At 41.4% G+C, this 14,923-nt stretch carries 14 protein-coding genes; 3 read left to right on the top strand and 11 right to left on the bottom strand.

All coding sequences use genetic code 11. The features are described 5' to 3' along the window. Positions 1 to 33: 33 nt before the first annotated feature. The 4 genes from cobB to lolC form a co-directional block, all read right to left on the bottom strand. Positions 34 to 885 carry a Sir2 family NAD+-dependent deacetylase gene (gene cobB / locus AAC155_RS03930; RefSeq protein WP_113041103.1) on the bottom strand — a complete coding sequence of 284 codons (852 nt, stop codon included), beginning with the start codon at positions 883 to 885 and terminating at the stop codon, positions 34 to 36. Positions 886 to 976: 91 nt separating this feature from the next. After that, positions 977 to 2,224, bottom strand: coding sequence for a lipoprotein-releasing ABC transporter permease subunit LolE (gene lolE, locus AAC155_RS03935; protein WP_113041104.1), 1,248 nt, complete (start codon positions 2,222 to 2,224; stop codon positions 977 to 979). Further along, positions 2,224 to 2,928 (bottom strand): lipoprotein-releasing ABC transporter ATP-binding protein LolD, encoded by a 705-nt coding sequence (gene lolD, locus AAC155_RS03940; protein WP_113041105.1) that lies wholly within the window; start codon positions 2,926 to 2,928, stop codon positions 2,224 to 2,226. Before lolD ends, lolE begins: the two co-directional genes overlap by 1 nt. Next, positions 2,921 to 4,123: a lipoprotein-releasing ABC transporter permease subunit LolC gene (gene lolC, locus AAC155_RS03945; RefSeq protein WP_113041106.1), complete on the bottom strand. Its 1,203-nt coding sequence runs from the start codon at positions 4,121 to 4,123 to the stop codon at positions 2,921 to 2,923. The genes lolD and lolC overlap by 8 nt, the downstream gene beginning before the upstream one ends. A gap of 197 nt (positions 4,124 to 4,320) precedes the next feature. Between lolC and mfd the strand changes: the two genes are divergently transcribed. From mfd to AAC155_RS03960, 3 genes are all read left to right on the top strand, one after another. Continuing rightward, positions 4,321 to 7,767 carry a transcription-repair coupling factor gene (mfd, locus tag AAC155_RS03950; RefSeq protein ID WP_113041107.1) on the top strand — a complete coding sequence of 1,149 codons (3,447 nt, stop codon included), beginning with the start codon at positions 4,321 to 4,323 and terminating at the stop codon, positions 7,765 to 7,767. Positions 7,768 to 8,405: 638 nt separating this feature from the next. Beyond that, positions 8,406 to 9,392 (top strand): L-tyrosine isonitrile synthase, encoded by a 987-nt coding sequence (gene pvcA, locus AAC155_RS03955; RefSeq protein ID WP_113041108.1) that lies wholly within the window; start codon positions 8,406 to 8,408, stop codon positions 9,390 to 9,392. A 2-nt stretch (positions 9,393 to 9,394) separates the two neighbouring features. Next, positions 9,395 to 10,240: a TauD/TfdA family dioxygenase gene (locus tag AAC155_RS03960; RefSeq protein WP_113041109.1), complete on the top strand. Its 846-nt coding sequence runs from the start codon at positions 9,395 to 9,397 to the stop codon at positions 10,238 to 10,240. Between the two features lie 391 nt (positions 10,241 to 10,631). Here the strand turns inward: AAC155_RS03960 and AAC155_RS03965 are convergent, their stop codons facing one another. The 7 genes from AAC155_RS03965 to AAC155_RS03995 form a co-directional block, all read right to left on the bottom strand. Further along, positions 10,632 to 10,958, bottom strand: a complete 327-nt coding sequence (locus AAC155_RS03965) for a hypothetical protein (RefSeq protein ID WP_113041110.1) — start codon at positions 10,956 to 10,958, stop codon at positions 10,632 to 10,634. 261 nt (positions 10,959 to 11,219) lie between these two features. Next, positions 11,220 to 11,564, bottom strand: coding sequence for a hypothetical protein (locus tag AAC155_RS03970; protein WP_113041111.1), 345 nt, complete (start codon positions 11,562 to 11,564; stop codon positions 11,220 to 11,222). A 9-nt stretch (positions 11,565 to 11,573) separates the two neighbouring features. After that, on the bottom strand, positions 11,574 to 12,428 hold the full coding sequence (locus AAC155_RS03975) for a hypothetical protein (protein ID WP_113041112.1): 855 nt from the start codon (positions 12,426 to 12,428) through the stop codon (positions 11,574 to 11,576). 33 nt (positions 12,429 to 12,461) lie between these two features. Then, on the bottom strand, positions 12,462 to 12,749 hold the full coding sequence (locus AAC155_RS03980) for a hypothetical protein (protein ID WP_113041113.1): 288 nt from the start codon (positions 12,747 to 12,749) through the stop codon (positions 12,462 to 12,464). Between the two features lies 1 nt (position 12,750). Then, complete coding sequence (locus tag AAC155_RS03985) at positions 12,751 to 13,806, bottom strand: VENN motif pre-toxin domain-containing protein (RefSeq protein ID WP_113041114.1); 1,056 nt, start codon at positions 13,804 to 13,806, stop codon at positions 12,751 to 12,753. Positions 13,807 to 13,866: 60 nt separating this feature from the next. Then, positions 13,867 to 14,172, bottom strand: coding sequence for a hypothetical protein (locus AAC155_RS03990; RefSeq protein ID WP_011145458.1), 306 nt, complete (start codon positions 14,170 to 14,172; stop codon positions 13,867 to 13,869). Then, positions 14,169 to 14,795 (bottom strand): hypothetical protein, encoded by a 627-nt coding sequence (locus AAC155_RS03995; protein ID WP_191214733.1) that lies wholly within the window; start codon positions 14,793 to 14,795, stop codon positions 14,169 to 14,171. Before AAC155_RS03995 ends, AAC155_RS03990 begins: the two co-directional genes overlap by 4 nt. Positions 14,796 to 14,923 lie beyond the last annotated feature (128 nt).

Here is a 14,923-nt window from a genome sequence, read left to right on the forward strand (position 1 = left end):
AGCTACCCATTATGAGGAAGAGAAACACAATAATTATTGCGTTAAATCAGCTTTAAATTCTTTAATACTATCAATTAACCTTCGAGCATACTCATCTACTATCTTACTGGCTGGTCCATAATGCTTTTCATCAAATAGACTTTCTACTTGACTCGGTTCCAGGTTCAGCTCTACCGTGTGCGCCCCTGCCAGTTTAGCTTCATGTACAAATCCAGCCGCAGGATAAACATGACCAGAAGTGCCGATAGCGATAAAAATATCTACCTGAGACAGTGCAGAATAGATCCGTTCCATTTCCAAAGGCATTTCACCAAACCAAACAACATGTGGACGCAATGGCGAGGGGAACTGACAACAATGGCAACGTTCATCTGTCGTCAAATCGTCTGTCCACTCAAACACTTGCCCAGATTGGCAACAACGAATTTTGAACAACTCACCATGCATATGCACCGTGCGATAGCTGCCCGCCCGCTCATGAAGATTATCGATATTCTGAGTAATCAACAAAAAATTATCGCCAAGCTCATGCTCCAGCGCGGCTAAAGCATAATGCGCTGCGTTCGGTTCTATTTCTGATTGCTGAAGTTGATGACGCCGGGCATTATAAAATGCCTGCACCAATTCTGGATCCTTCTGAAATCCCTCAGGTGTAGCAACATCTTCCACCCGATGTTCTTCCCACAGCCCATCGGAGGAGCGGAAAGTCCGAATACCCGATTCAGCCGAAATACCGGCTCCTGTCAATACCACGATGTAAGGTTTTTTCATATTAATCGCCAATCGATTATCCCTATAAAAAATCCGACTACGAAATCTCTGCTGTCTCAAACGCTTAACCTTACGAAGCCGACCAAGCCGACTAAGCCGACGACAAACTCGCATACTGATTTCCTTCAAGATTTCTTAAATATTGCTTAGGTTTCTATTTTTTATACCATAACGTTTTGATTAGCTCATGCCAATAATAGATTAATTATTTTCCACTTAATATTCGTGCCGGCTCAAGTCTACTTGCCCGTCTTGCCGGATACCAACTGGCTAATAAACTCAGAATCAGAGCCGTCGCCAGAACATACAGAACATCCATGCCATGTAACTCAGATGGCAGGAAATCAATGAAGTAAACATCACCGGAAAGAAATTGATGCCCGATCAGCTTTTCCAGCCCATGAATAAGCGCCGTCAGATTCAGTGATGCCAACACGCCAGCTATAGCACCGGCAATACTGCCCGTCATCCCCGTCAGTAACCCATACCAGAGAAAAACCGCTCTAATTTGCCTATCCTTAGCGCCGAGGGTTCGCAGGATAGCAATATCACTGCTTTTATCTTTTACCGCCATAATCAGGGTAGAAACGATATTAAAACACGCCACGCCAATCACCAGAATCATCGCCAGATACATAATGCTACGTACCATCTGAATATCATGATACATATAGCCATAATTTCTTATCCAACTGCTGATATAGACATATTCCTGTGACGCTTCGCCGGCAAACCTTACTCGTTGATCAGCGGCAAACACATCATCAACCTTGATCGCAATACCAGTAATCCCTTGCCCATAATCCAAATATTGTTGAGCATCGGCCAAAGGGACCAAAGCCAAACTATGATCAAGCAAACCACTCAATCGAAAAATTCCGCTAACTTGTAAACGAATCCGTTTTGGTTGCAACAATTTCATTTCGGGATCACTGTTCGGGATCATAACAGTCAGCCAGTCACCTTGTTTAACCTTCAAGGCATTTGCGACTCCCTGCCCCAGAATGACCTGTTGATGACCCGCCTGAAAATTTTGCCAAGCATTATCTTGTACAAATTGTGGTAATGAGCTGACCTGAGCCTCTGTGGTTAAATCAACCCCTTTCACCTGAACCGCATGCAAGCTGGCGCCTTTTTCCATCAATCCAGTGAAAGTAATATAAGGTGAAGCAGCAACCACACCGATAGTGTCTTTTACCCGTTCCAATGCAGGCTGCCACTGTTCAAAAGGCTGATGAACCGTATAAATTTCACCATGAGGAACAACAGAAAGGATACGGTTTCTCAATTCTCGTTCAAAACCATTCATGGCACTTAGACCAATAATGAGAACAGCGACACCAAGCATAATCCCTAGCGTAGAAATCACAGAAATCAGAGAGACCATACCGCCACGGCGGCGCCCGCGACTAAATCGTAAGGCAGTGACCAAAGAGAGAGGCAAATTCGCCATTACAACGCTCCCGTCACGGTCAATTCATCCTGTAAATAACCATCACACATCTCCACCTGACGATTTAATCTGCCGGCGAGATTCAAATCATGGGTGACAACCAGAAATGCCGTGCCTTGCTGCCGGTTAAGCTCACCCAGTAATGCAAAGATGCTATCTGCATTACGTAAATCAAGGTTACCGGTAGGTTCATCCGCTAAAACTAACGAAGGTTCATTAACCAACGCTCTGGCAATTGCCACACGCTGGCGTTCTCCCCCTGACAATTCTGATGGACGGTGATGAGCGCGCTTCTCCAAACCAACAGCCGCCAGCATTTCGAATGCTTTCTTCTGTGCCTGACCGCGGTTTTTACCGCCGATCAACAGTGGCATAGCGACATTCTCGATCGCATTAAAATCTGGCAACAGATGGTGAAACTGATAAATAAAGCCCAATTCATGATTTCGCAGTTCTGCTCTGGCTCCTGAGGACATTTTATTCAAAGAGTGCCCTTTAAAAAGAACTTCACCAGAAGTCGGTGTATCCAACCCACCAAGCAAATGCAGAAGCGTACTCTTACCTGAGCCGGAACTTCCCACAATCGCCATCATTTCACTCTGATTGATAGCAAAAGTGACATTTTTCAGCACTTCGGTCATTACTTGACCTTCCTGGTATTTTTTACACAGATTATTACACAACAATAGTGGTTGATTATTCATAACGCAAAGCCTCAGCAGGTTGGATGGCAGCAGCACGCCAGGAAGGATATAACGTAGACAATAGGGCTATCGCCATCGCTGAAATTGCGATTGTAGCAACCTGTAGCGGCTCAATGGCAACAGGCAGCTCAACACCTGAGGTCAATAAGCCAATAAGTGGCATTAAGTTATTAAGCTGACTGGAAAGCAGAACACCAAGCCCAGTTCCCAGTAAAGTGCCGATGATCCCGGCTCCCGCTCCCTGGATCATAAAAATCGCCATAACCTGACGACGTACCAGTCCCTGTGTCTGCAAAATCGCCACTTCTCCCTGTTTTTCCATTACCAGTAAACCAAGCGAAGTGATGATATTGAATGCAGCCACAGCAATAATCAGGCTTAACAATAAGCCCATCATATTTTTTTCCATCCTGACCGCTTGGAAAAACTCACCTTTACGTTCGCGCCAATCCTTCCATAACAACCCTTCTGGTAGAGTTTGTAAGCTCAAACTATCTACAGCCAATGGTTCTGAGAGATAGAGACGCCAGCCAGTAATGTGACCTAGCGGATAGCGCATCAGACGGGCAGCATCTTGCTGATTAACCAGAATCTGTGTGCCATCGACTTCGCTATTAGACGCAAAAGTGCCAATAACAGTAAATAGACGCTGACTGGGAATACGCCCCATTGGTGTCAACTGACTTGCGCCAGGCACCATCAGGCGAATGCGATCACCGCGTTTTACTCCAAGCTCCCCGGCCACTCTTTCGCCCAAAATAGCATTGTAGCTACCGGGTGCAAGTTGATGACGATAAGCGCCGATTAAATATTCAGTCAGCGGTTCATATTCATCAAAAGCGATACCCAACATTACACCAACACCGACATTCCGGGCGCTTTGCAATACAACATCACCCATCACCAATGGCGTAATCCTGTTAACCTGCTTTAGATCCGCAAGTTCACTGGCAGGATGCGCTTTTGGGTCTAGCGAGCCATTTACCGACGTCACAACCGCCTGTGGCATAAAGCCAAGAATACTGGTTTCCAGTGAACGCTCAAAACCATTCATCACGGACAATACTGTAATTAATGCGGCAACACCGAGGGTAATGCCAATTGCTGACAGCCAAGAAACAAACCGACCAAATTTATCAGCCGCCCGACCACGCATATACCGCAAACCTATAAATAATGAGACAGATTGAAACATGAAATCTGTTACGCCCCTGTTGCCAAAGCAAAGTGTTCGGGGATAATAAAGGGTAGTTATATTTTATGGAACCACCAACATCCAGATTCTGTGGTTTTTTTATTTTCTCTCAACCAGCCAGCGTGTTTACTCGAAGACCATTATGTGTCGAAAGCCTGTTGGGAATGGACTGAATCATAGAGAACACATTTACGCCTATGTCCTCAAAATATCGTTATAAACTTCCCGAACGTCGCGGTGATAACCGTCAATTAGGCCAACTTACTGGTGCTGCTTGCGCTGTAGAGTGTGCTGAAATTGTCGAACGCCATCAAGGCCCTGTCGTACTGATAACCAAGGATATGCAAAACGCCTTACGTCTGCATGATGAAATCCATCAGTTTACCGACTTCTCTGTTGATCTCCTTTCCGATTGGGAAACACTGCCCTATGACAGCTTCTCTCCTCATCAGGAAATCATTTCCAACCGTCTGTCTACACTTTACCGTCTGCCGACGATGACCAAAGGTGTTTTAATCCTGCCGATAAATACCTTAATGCAACGGGTTTGCCCTCATAAGTACCTTAACGGGCATGCACTAGTGATGCACAAAGATCAGAGGCTCTCACGAGATAAACTCCGTACTGAATTAGAACAAGCTGGCTATCGTAGTGTCGAACAAGTTCTTGAACACGGCGAATTCGCTACTCGTGGCGCACTACTTGATCTTTTCCCAATGGGAAGTGAGCATCCCTATCGTATTGATTTTTTCGATGATGAAATCGATAGCTTACGTATTTTCGATGTTGACAGCCAACGCACGCTGACTGAGGTTAAACAAATCAACCTACTGCCCGCTCATGAATTCCCAACAGATAAAGAGACTATTGAACTGTTTCGCAGCCAGTGGCGGGAACGTTTTGAAGTCCGTCGTGACAATGAGCATATTTATCAGCAAGTCAGTAAAGGTACGTTACCGGCCGGGATAGAATACTGGCAACCGTTGTTTTTTAGCCAACCCTTGCCTTCATTGTTTGATTATCTACCCGACAACACCTTGCTTATCAGTCAAGAAATAAACCATTCCGCTGAACGTTTTTGGCAGGACATCCAACAACGCTTTGAGAGCCGTAAAATTGACCCAATGCGCCCTCTCTTACCCCCAGAAGAGCTTTGGCTTCCGGCTGATAATTTATTCTCAGCGCTAAAAAACTGGCCCCGCATTCAACTTAAAGCAGAAGAATTGAGCAAAAAAGCGAGTCACGTAAATCTTGATTATCAACTGCTGCCTGATCTCTCCGTTGTTGCGCAAAATAAGGCTCCTCTGGATAAGCTTCGCCGTTTCCTTGAACAATTCAGTGGCCGCGTTATTTTCTCTGTTGAGAGTGAAGGACGGAAAGAAACGTTACAGGAATTATTGTCACGAATAAAGATTAAACCCATTAAAATCAGCAAATTGCATCAAGCACAACAGCCAGGTCACTTTTTGATGATTGGTGCCGCTGAACATGGTTTTATCGATACAAAGAATGAACTGGCTCTAATCTGTGAAAGCGACATGCTTGGTGAACGAGTTGTTCGCCGCCGTCAAGACACCCGCCGCACGATTAACACCGATACCCTGATTCGTAACCTTGCAGAATTACGCCCCAGTCAGCCGGTGGTCCATTTGGAACATGGCGTTGGCCGTTACCAGGGGCTAACTACGCTGGAAGCAGGTGGTATCAAAGCTGAATATCTGATCTTAAGTTATGCTGGTAACGACAAACTTTATGTTCCGGTCTCTTCCCTGCATTTGATCAGCCGCTACGCAGGTGGTGCTGATGAAAATGCCCCATTACATAAATTGGGCGGAGAGGCATGGAACAAAGCCCGCCAGAAAGCTGCCGAAAAAGTACGCGATGTGGCTGCGGAGTTGCTTGACATTTATGCTCACCGCGCCGTAAAACCAGGGTTTGCGTTTAAACATGATTGGGAGCAATACCAATTATTCTGTCAAAGCTTTCCATTTGAAACGACTCCAGATCAGGAACAGGCAATCAACGCAGTTCTGAATGATATGTGTCAGCCAGTCGCTATGGATCGCTTAATTTGCGGTGATGTAGGCTTTGGCAAAACCGAAGTTGCAATGCGCTCCGCATTTCTGGCAGTCCATAATGACAAGCAGGTGGCGGTCCTGGTTCCGACAACACTGCTGGCTCAGCAACATTTTGATAATTTCCGCGACCGTTTTGCTAATTGGCCTGTACGTATTGAGATGATATCCCGTTTCCGCAGCGCCAAGGAACAGCAACAAGTCGTTGAAATGGCAGCCGAAGGTAAAGTCGATATTATTATTGGTACACATAAACTGCTACAAAGCGACTTGCGCTGGAAAGACCTTGGTTTGTTAATTGTCGATGAAGAGCACCGGTTTGGTGTTCGCCACAAAGAGCAGATCAAAGCCATGCGTGCCGATGTCGATATTCTGACCCTCACCGCAACCCCAATTCCACGAACGCTCAATATGGCAATGAGTAGTATGCGGGATCTCTCAATTATTTCGACCCCGCCCGCTCGCCGTCTGGCCGTCAAAACTTTCGTGCGCGAGTATGACAGTCTGGTGGTACGAGAAGCCATACTGCGTGAAGTTTTGCGCGGTGGTCAAGTCTACTACCTCTATAATGATGTTGAAAATATTGAGAAAGCGAAGCTGCGTCTTGAAGAATTAGTACCAGAAGCACGGATTGCCATTGGTCATGGGCAGATGCGTGAACGGGATTTGGAACGGGTGATGACCGATTTCCATCATCAACGATTTAATGTTCTGATTTGTACCACCATTATTGAGACAGGCATCGATATTCCAAGCGCCAATACCATCATTATTGAACGTGCTGACCATTTTGGCCTAGCCCAACTGCATCAATTGCGGGGGCGTGTCGGACGTTCTCACCATCAGGCTTATGCTTACCTGCTGACACCACATCCGAAAGCAATGACAGCCGATGCACACAAACGTCTGGAAGCTATCGCCTCCCTTGAAGATTTAGGTGCGGGTTTTGCACTGGCAACTCACGATCTTGAAATCCGTGGGGCCGGCGAACTCCTAGGTGAAGAACAAAGTGGTCAGATGACAACAATTGGCTTCACTCTCTACATGGAGCTGTTAGAAAGCGCTATCGATGCACTAAAAGCAGGCCGCAAACCTTCACTTGAAGACTTAATCAATAGTCAAACTGACGTTGAATTGCGGATGCCTATTTTGTTACCTGATGATTATATTCCTGATGTCAATATGCGTTTGTCTTTTTATAAACGTATTGCCAGCGCCAAAGACGCATCAGAATTAGCAGAATTGAAGGTTGAATTGATAGACCGGTTCGGCGCATTACCTGATCCGGGGCGCCATTTATTACAATCAGCAGCCATTCGCCTGTTAGCTCAGAAATTAGGTATTAAACGAATAGAAGCCCATGAAAAAGGAGGGTTCATCGAGTTTAGTGAGGAAAATAAAGTTGATCCAACTTATCTTATCGGCCTGTTACAAAAACAACCTGAAATTTATCGCTTGGACGGCCCCGCTAAACTGAAATTCATTACTGACCTGAACGAAAGAACGATACGCCTGGAATTCATTCAGCAATTACTTGATACTTTTGAACATCATCCAATCTGCTCTTAAGTCACTTCACTTCCCCTATGATTGATTGCCAGTCTGTGGGGGAGTAAATTTGAAGATGCATCGCGATGGCATGGGAGTGAATCCCCGGGAGCATAGATAATTAAGGGCAAACTTGGTTTTCGTAAAATAATAACCGGATATGATCATAATTATAGTAATAGCCTTTATTATCAACCTCATGCAGTAATTTACCTTTTACTTTAATGATCTCTTCTTCCATTGAAGTTATAATTTTCATAAAGATATCAATAAGTAAAGGGAAATTCCTCACCCACTTTATTTAAGATGAATTTCAGAAAAAATTGCCAATATGAAATTGTCAACCGATCAATTTTATCTACACTAATTTAGTTTTAAGGATATTTTACTACAGTGGTCGTACCAGAATCCTTATATTCTAATAGTCTTGCTAAACAGTACCTTAATGTAACAATCAATCAAATATATTGATTAAATATATAAATCATATTCAAACATATTGTTTATTGTTAAATAGATTATTAGATATTCTCAAATATTATATTATTTTTTAATTGCATTATTCTACACTTCGCCTATACCAATTAGTGAAAATGCTGTTTATCTATTTTTAAATAAATCAAAGAATAGATATGACAACAAGTATGGAAACCATAACGATGCAAAGTGTTACCGATAATAATATTACTTCCGAGAGTATTTCCTTTAATAATATTTCTATGCAGATTCTGCACGAACTGTTGCAATATCGCAGGCGTCTTACCGATCTAGGGAGAGATTCCGTTAAAGAAGAAAATATTATTAAATCTGTACAATTACCTAGAATTGAATACTTCATCAGGAATAATAAACCTATCGAATTCATTTTACCGGCATTCCCAACCAAGTCACCAAACAGAAATAAAGTACTTGGTACTGCTCCTGATATGGCAGAACGCTTGTCTTTGATTTTTCTTAATTCTCTTTGCCAGCGTATTCAGCTTTATTATCCGCCAGGCGCTCGCATTATTATTTGCTCTGATGGGCATGTCTTTGGTGATCTGATTCGTGTCAGTGATAATGTTATCAGTCAATATCATGAAGATATTAAACAATTACTTCATGAAGTAGGTGCTATCAATTTAAGCACATTTAACCTTAATGACGATAAAGAACTCTGCGAACATAGTGATGATTTCAATTTACAGAGACAGATGTTAGTCATACATTATGCCCGTTCGGAAGAATCTATCAAAGATGAACTGTTGCAAAATAGTGATGGATTACAATTATATCGCGCAGTCACCCGTTTCTTATATGAAGACAGCTTATTACCCGGCTATACCGGATCAAATAATGCCCTACAAAAAGATGCCAAACAAAGAGCTATCGGTGTTATTCAACGCAGTTGGGCATGGGGAAGTTTATTAGATACTCATTTTCCAAAAGCCATACGTCTGTCTATTCATCCTCAGCCAGCAGACAGTATTAAATTTGGTATTCATATGATGCCAACCCGGGATGATTGGTTAACTCCTTGGCATGGTGTCGCAGCCAATGTAAATGGGCAATTTATACTTATGAAACACAAAGAAGTTCAGATGATGGGCGGAAAATTAGTAAATATTCATGGAAAACCCAGTCACTATGTAATTGAAGGAAAATAGCGATGACAGAATTAAATAGCTTTCAGACAGAAGAAATAACCCCTTTTGGTTTAAAAATTACGCCTCAATCTTCCGATCAACATATTGATACTTTATCAGTGGAACAACTGAAAGAACTGGCTAGAAAACACCATCTGCTTATATTACGTGGTTTTAAATCTGATTTATCTGATCACAAAAAATATGAAGAATATGCCCGTAATTGGGGAGAAATAATGATGTGGCCGTTTGGTGCTATTTTAGATGTTCGTGAACACCAAGATGCTACCGATCACGTTTTTGACAACAGCTATATGCCGTTGCACTGGGATGGCATGTATAAACCGACAATTCCAGAATTTATTATGTTCCATTGCGCCCACGCACCTGAAAGCGATCAAGGAGGCAGGACAACCTTTGTCAATACTCGTCGTGTTGTTGCTAATGCTACTCAACAGCAATTAGAACAGTGGAAGAACATATCGATTACTTATCGCATTAATAAAGTCACTCATTATGGTGGGGAAGTTCACTCTCCTTTACTGGAAGAATATCCGGACAGAAACGGATTCGTTATCAGATATAACGAACCGGCAGTAGATGGAGAAAAATTCCTAAATAAACATGCTATTGAATATCATAATATCAGCCCTGATCAAGTAGCAGAATTTCAACAAGATTTTATCAATATATTATATGATAAGCGCCATTTATATGCTCATGCATGGAAAAAAGGTGATCTGGTGATTGTGGATAATTTCTCTCTGCTACATGGACGTGAAGGATTTACTTCCAAATCAGAACGGCATTTACAGAGAATCCATATTCAATCTAATCCGGTATTTAATAATCAAGCGTTAAGATCATAGTATTATTATACAAACGAAAAACTGGAAAGATTATTTGACTCCCACTGTAATTTATTGGGAGTCAAATGATCTATCTTTATGAAAAATTGTACTGATTAATCAAATCCACCCTCCCTTCTGCGACAACCATAGTCTAGCAAGAGAGAGGAATATTACCACTACAGGTTTTCTTGATTTCGGTCTGTTTGTCCCGTTGCCATTTCTCAACTGTACTTTTTTATTCGCTTCTACTACCGCCAGTACACTCGCTAGCGCATTAGCGTCCACAACAATTACTTAGACAAGAACAAATAAAGCCAAACAATATAAAATAATCCAGATAACCATAATAATGTATTTTGAAGACTTATTTCCATTTCAAAAAAACTCTTTTATTAATTCAATATTATTTCTATGTGCAAATTTTATTTTTGATAAAAATCCGCAATGAATAAGAAAAATAAGAATTGCAAACTCCCCAAATAAAATAGCCAGCAAAAGAATTTAAGTTTCCATTTTTAATAAATTCAAACAAAATTCCAGATATATAAATAACAAATAATATCATCATGGAAAAATTAGCAAGTTTGTTTTTATTAAAAAAACAAAAATCAAAAAAGAGCAATGGAGATTTTACACTTCTTAGTGAAACTTTTTTGCTCAAGCCAAAATAGATAAAGCAGGCAAGAAACCCCAACAGACTCAAAACCATCAAAATAAACGGAATATATACAATCATGCTCATTTATCCTTAAACTGCGTATTACCGCGAAGGAGCTCGCTCTTTAATGGCGTTTTTCAAGATAACTTTTTCATCGATGAGATATTAGCATCTACTACTGTCTACTTCACCAAGATACCAATGTTCTGAGTAAAAAGGGTTACCTCTTGGCGATACTTATCCCTGACAACAGAACGACAACTGGTATCCCCCTAACAGTTGACCAGTTCCTCGCTCCTTGAACGGTTCTGGTCAACGCTTAAGTGGTTATTTCCTACCTTATTTTACAATATCTCGTGATAAGAATAGGCCAGTATAAGGATCGAAAAATATTCTTCTTCCATAAAAATCAACAACAAAATATTGCTCTTCAACAACGTTCAACCCTTCATATGGGTAACTTATTTGGCCTTCTTTTTGTAAATCTGAAGGCTCTATTTGCCAAAGAAATTCTCCATTATTTGTATAAGAAAATAGATTATTTAGCCCATCATCTCCTATAGGAATATCAGTTAAGACAAGAACAGAACCATTCTCAATTTCTATCGCCTTAATAATCTTTTGATTAAATATAATTAAGTGCCCATTAATATTAATCTTGTTATCGTTAACTAAGATAGCCATTTTAATATCCTATTTTTTTTGAATAGCCCGTTCATTAGTGAATGTACCTGTTCTTTGCCCCATAAGATCAAACTGGGTTCCTCCACCTTTATAGCCAAACAGACTATTTGCGGAACCTACTCTCATCTTAGTACCTGCTTTAATTTCAACATCCGCAACGTATTTTGGTTCATATGGCAAAGCAAATTTTTCTTGAATTTGTTTGCTACTTAATCCCTTTATATCTTCGGCTCTCATCATCCATCCCCCTCTCATTTGTGAATTAGTACCGTCATAGACTCTAACAAATTTCGTGTTAGCTGCTAATTCAAATTCCTTTACTGTAGTTCCTGGAGTATATGGAGGTTGTTCATATCCTTGATTTTTCCACCAATTATTTACTTCTGCTGCTGTTACTTCTTTAATGGGCTTTTCAGGGAGTCGTCCAGAAGTACTTTTGCCCTCATTTATAGATGAAATCGTCGTCTTATTTCCAGTAATACTCTTATCAGTCAGAGAACTTTCTTTCCCCTCAATCACTTCTGTTGACCGATACTTACTTAAAGACAAAAACGCTTTCGCTGCTGCAAACTGTATCAGCTTCGCTTCACTGGTAGGTATCCCTCCGGCAACAATTTCCGCCGCTTTCTGTGGAGTCATCTGCTCATTTGATAACACGACATCCAACGGAACACCAAAGAAGTTACCCCACGCAATAATCAGACCTTTTGCCGGGTCTTGACCATCCGGGACTTGTCCTTTCAGGTAGTGAGTCAAGGCAGCATTTATTTCTTCAGGTGTTGCCCCGGATTGAGCCATTTTTTGAGCCAGTGAACCCGCTCCTTCAAAATGTTTAGCCCCTTCGGAACCAAACAGATTTCCCATGCTAAGGGCATTATTATCCGCAACAACGCATTATCACTTAGTGAACAATGGGTTATTGCTTATAATTGCGTAAATTTCATCTGTTATTGGGTCTATATCTTCCCCATATTGGCCTCTATCCCCCATCATTCTGAAATCATTCATAATATATTTGTATAAATTCTTCATACCATTACTTGCTTTGTTCTCAAGAATATTAATGGATTTTATTAAGTATGCATAAGATGACTCTCCATTTCCTGATTCTTTTAAATACGTAACAACTTGCTTCAACAGGGATATTAATCTTGCGATTTCTATCATATCTTTATTTGTTGACATTTTATTTTCCTTTATTTGTTATTTGATCTGGAAATGCTTTCTTAAATTCTTCGTAAGTGTAAACATTACCTGTTTTTCCATCTCGTATTGATTTAATCCAATCCATAGGGTAATTCCGTGGCAGTAGAATTTGATCGGCTCCACCTATGTATTTAGGATTATTACTCAAAGGTGGTTGTTCCCCAACAGAACCAATGTTTAGCTTAGTATCTTTGGGTACTTCTATCTCAGCCTCAAATCGAGTTGTACTCCAGTTTTTATAGACAGCAGTTTCATTTCTACCCGCATTTTGTGTGGTTGTTGCGTAACCACCATCTAATTTGGCTTGATCATTAACACCACCAAATTTTCTAAATAATGTTACAGGTTCTTGTGTAATAACAGTTTCATATTTTCCAGCCTTAAATGTCGAGGACACACTTGTAGGTAAATGTTCCTTATCTACTATAACTATACTCTTATCTATTTTCGTTCCTAGTGAAGCTTTGGAATTAACATTTGTATGCGAGATGTTTTTATCAGCACCAAGGGCCATTTCTCCAATTTTCGCTGTCTGTGCTTTTTCTTTCATCAAATTATCAATCGTTGAACTACTTTTTCTATCAACAGCTTCTATCGATTGATATTTGCTCAAAGACAGATATGCTTTCGCGGCTGCAAACTGTATCAGCTTCGCTTCACTGGTAGGTATCCCTCCAGCAACAATTTCCGCCGCTTTCTGTGGCGTCATCTGCTCATTTGATAACACGACATCTAACGGAACACCAAAGAAGTTCCCCCACGCAATAATCAGACCTTTTGCCGGGTCTTGACCCTCAGGGACTTGTCCTTTGAGGTAGTGAGTTAAGGCTGCGTTGATTTCTTCGGGTGTTGCCCCGGATTGAGTCATCTTTTGAGCCAGTGACCCTGCGCCTTCAAAATGTTTAGCGCTTTCGGAACCAAACAAACTTCCCATGCTAAGGGCATTATTATCCACCGAATTCTTCCCGGCCTGCGCCCCGGTGAGGGCGCTGGCGGTGGAGTCACCGGCAATACCGCCTGCTAGCGTGGAGCTGATTAAATATTACCCCGGTGGACTCATGCTGCCCTCCTAGCTTTGTAAAGGCTGGATCGTTGTTTAAAAGCCACTTAATACTACTTGCCCTTCTGTATAACTTTTAAGAATCCTACTGCTTATTTCAAATATACACTTAGTAAAATCGCTTATTGTTAGATTATATCCCTCATCTGTGATATTAATTTTTCCCAGAAAACGCAATGCTATTTCATTAGAAAATATTATGTTAAAGCTCTCACTGGTTTCCTCAATTTTCTCAATAATATATTGATTATCAAAGGGTCTACCATAAGGGCCATCAGGGAGAAAGAAGTAAAGTGATTTTTTCTCTTTTACCCAATTTTCAACTATTTCTTTTGTGTTCATTTCTTAATTATCCAGTTATTGTCTAGTGATGGTAAAAATATTTGCGTACCACCACCATGTAACGTTGGTTGAGTCCCTTTAGTTCCAATTTGTGCTGCCGCTGGCCCTTCATAATACTTAGTACCTTTGGGGATCTTTATAATGGCTTGGTTTTTAAAAGTATTACCCCATTCAGGTAAAACAGCACTATCCAGTTGAGATTGTAGAGGTCCTTTTGATGGCTGAGGAGTCCAAAAGCGACCATCAACTTTAGCAGAGCCGCCATAATCTCTGAAAAAATACATATCTGTTTCTGCGACTTTTTCAGTATAACTTCCACTTCTGAACGTTGAAGCAGGAGCTCGCAAATCATTGGGGTTTCCTAATGGGCCAATTTCATGCGGGCCATAAGATTTTATAGTTTTTGATACTCCTTGTTCTAAGTTCTTCGAGACATTCTTCACCACATTAGCCGCTACAGCTTCGGATTTTGCTGCCACTGCCTCTGCCGCAGTTTTACCCACACCTATTACGCCGGCTGCGCCCACACCACCCGGCGTTAATGCTTCTGCGACCTGAATACCTGCATTATTTAGACAAATTGTTGGCGCAGCTTTACATCCTTCCAGTGCAGCTCGTGCCATTGGGAACCTCTAAAAACTCTCAATACAAAAAATAAGATCAATTTTGCACTCACCAATAAATGACCTTATTGTGTATGACTTTTTCTTGCTTTTTCAGGGGAAAAAATAAACTCATCGCTTTTTCATCA

The sequence above is a fragment of the Photorhabdus sp. HUG-39 genome (assembly GCF_963878365.1).
GTDB classification, from domain to species: Bacteria; Pseudomonadota; Gammaproteobacteria; order Enterobacterales; family Enterobacteriaceae; genus Photorhabdus; species Photorhabdus kayaii.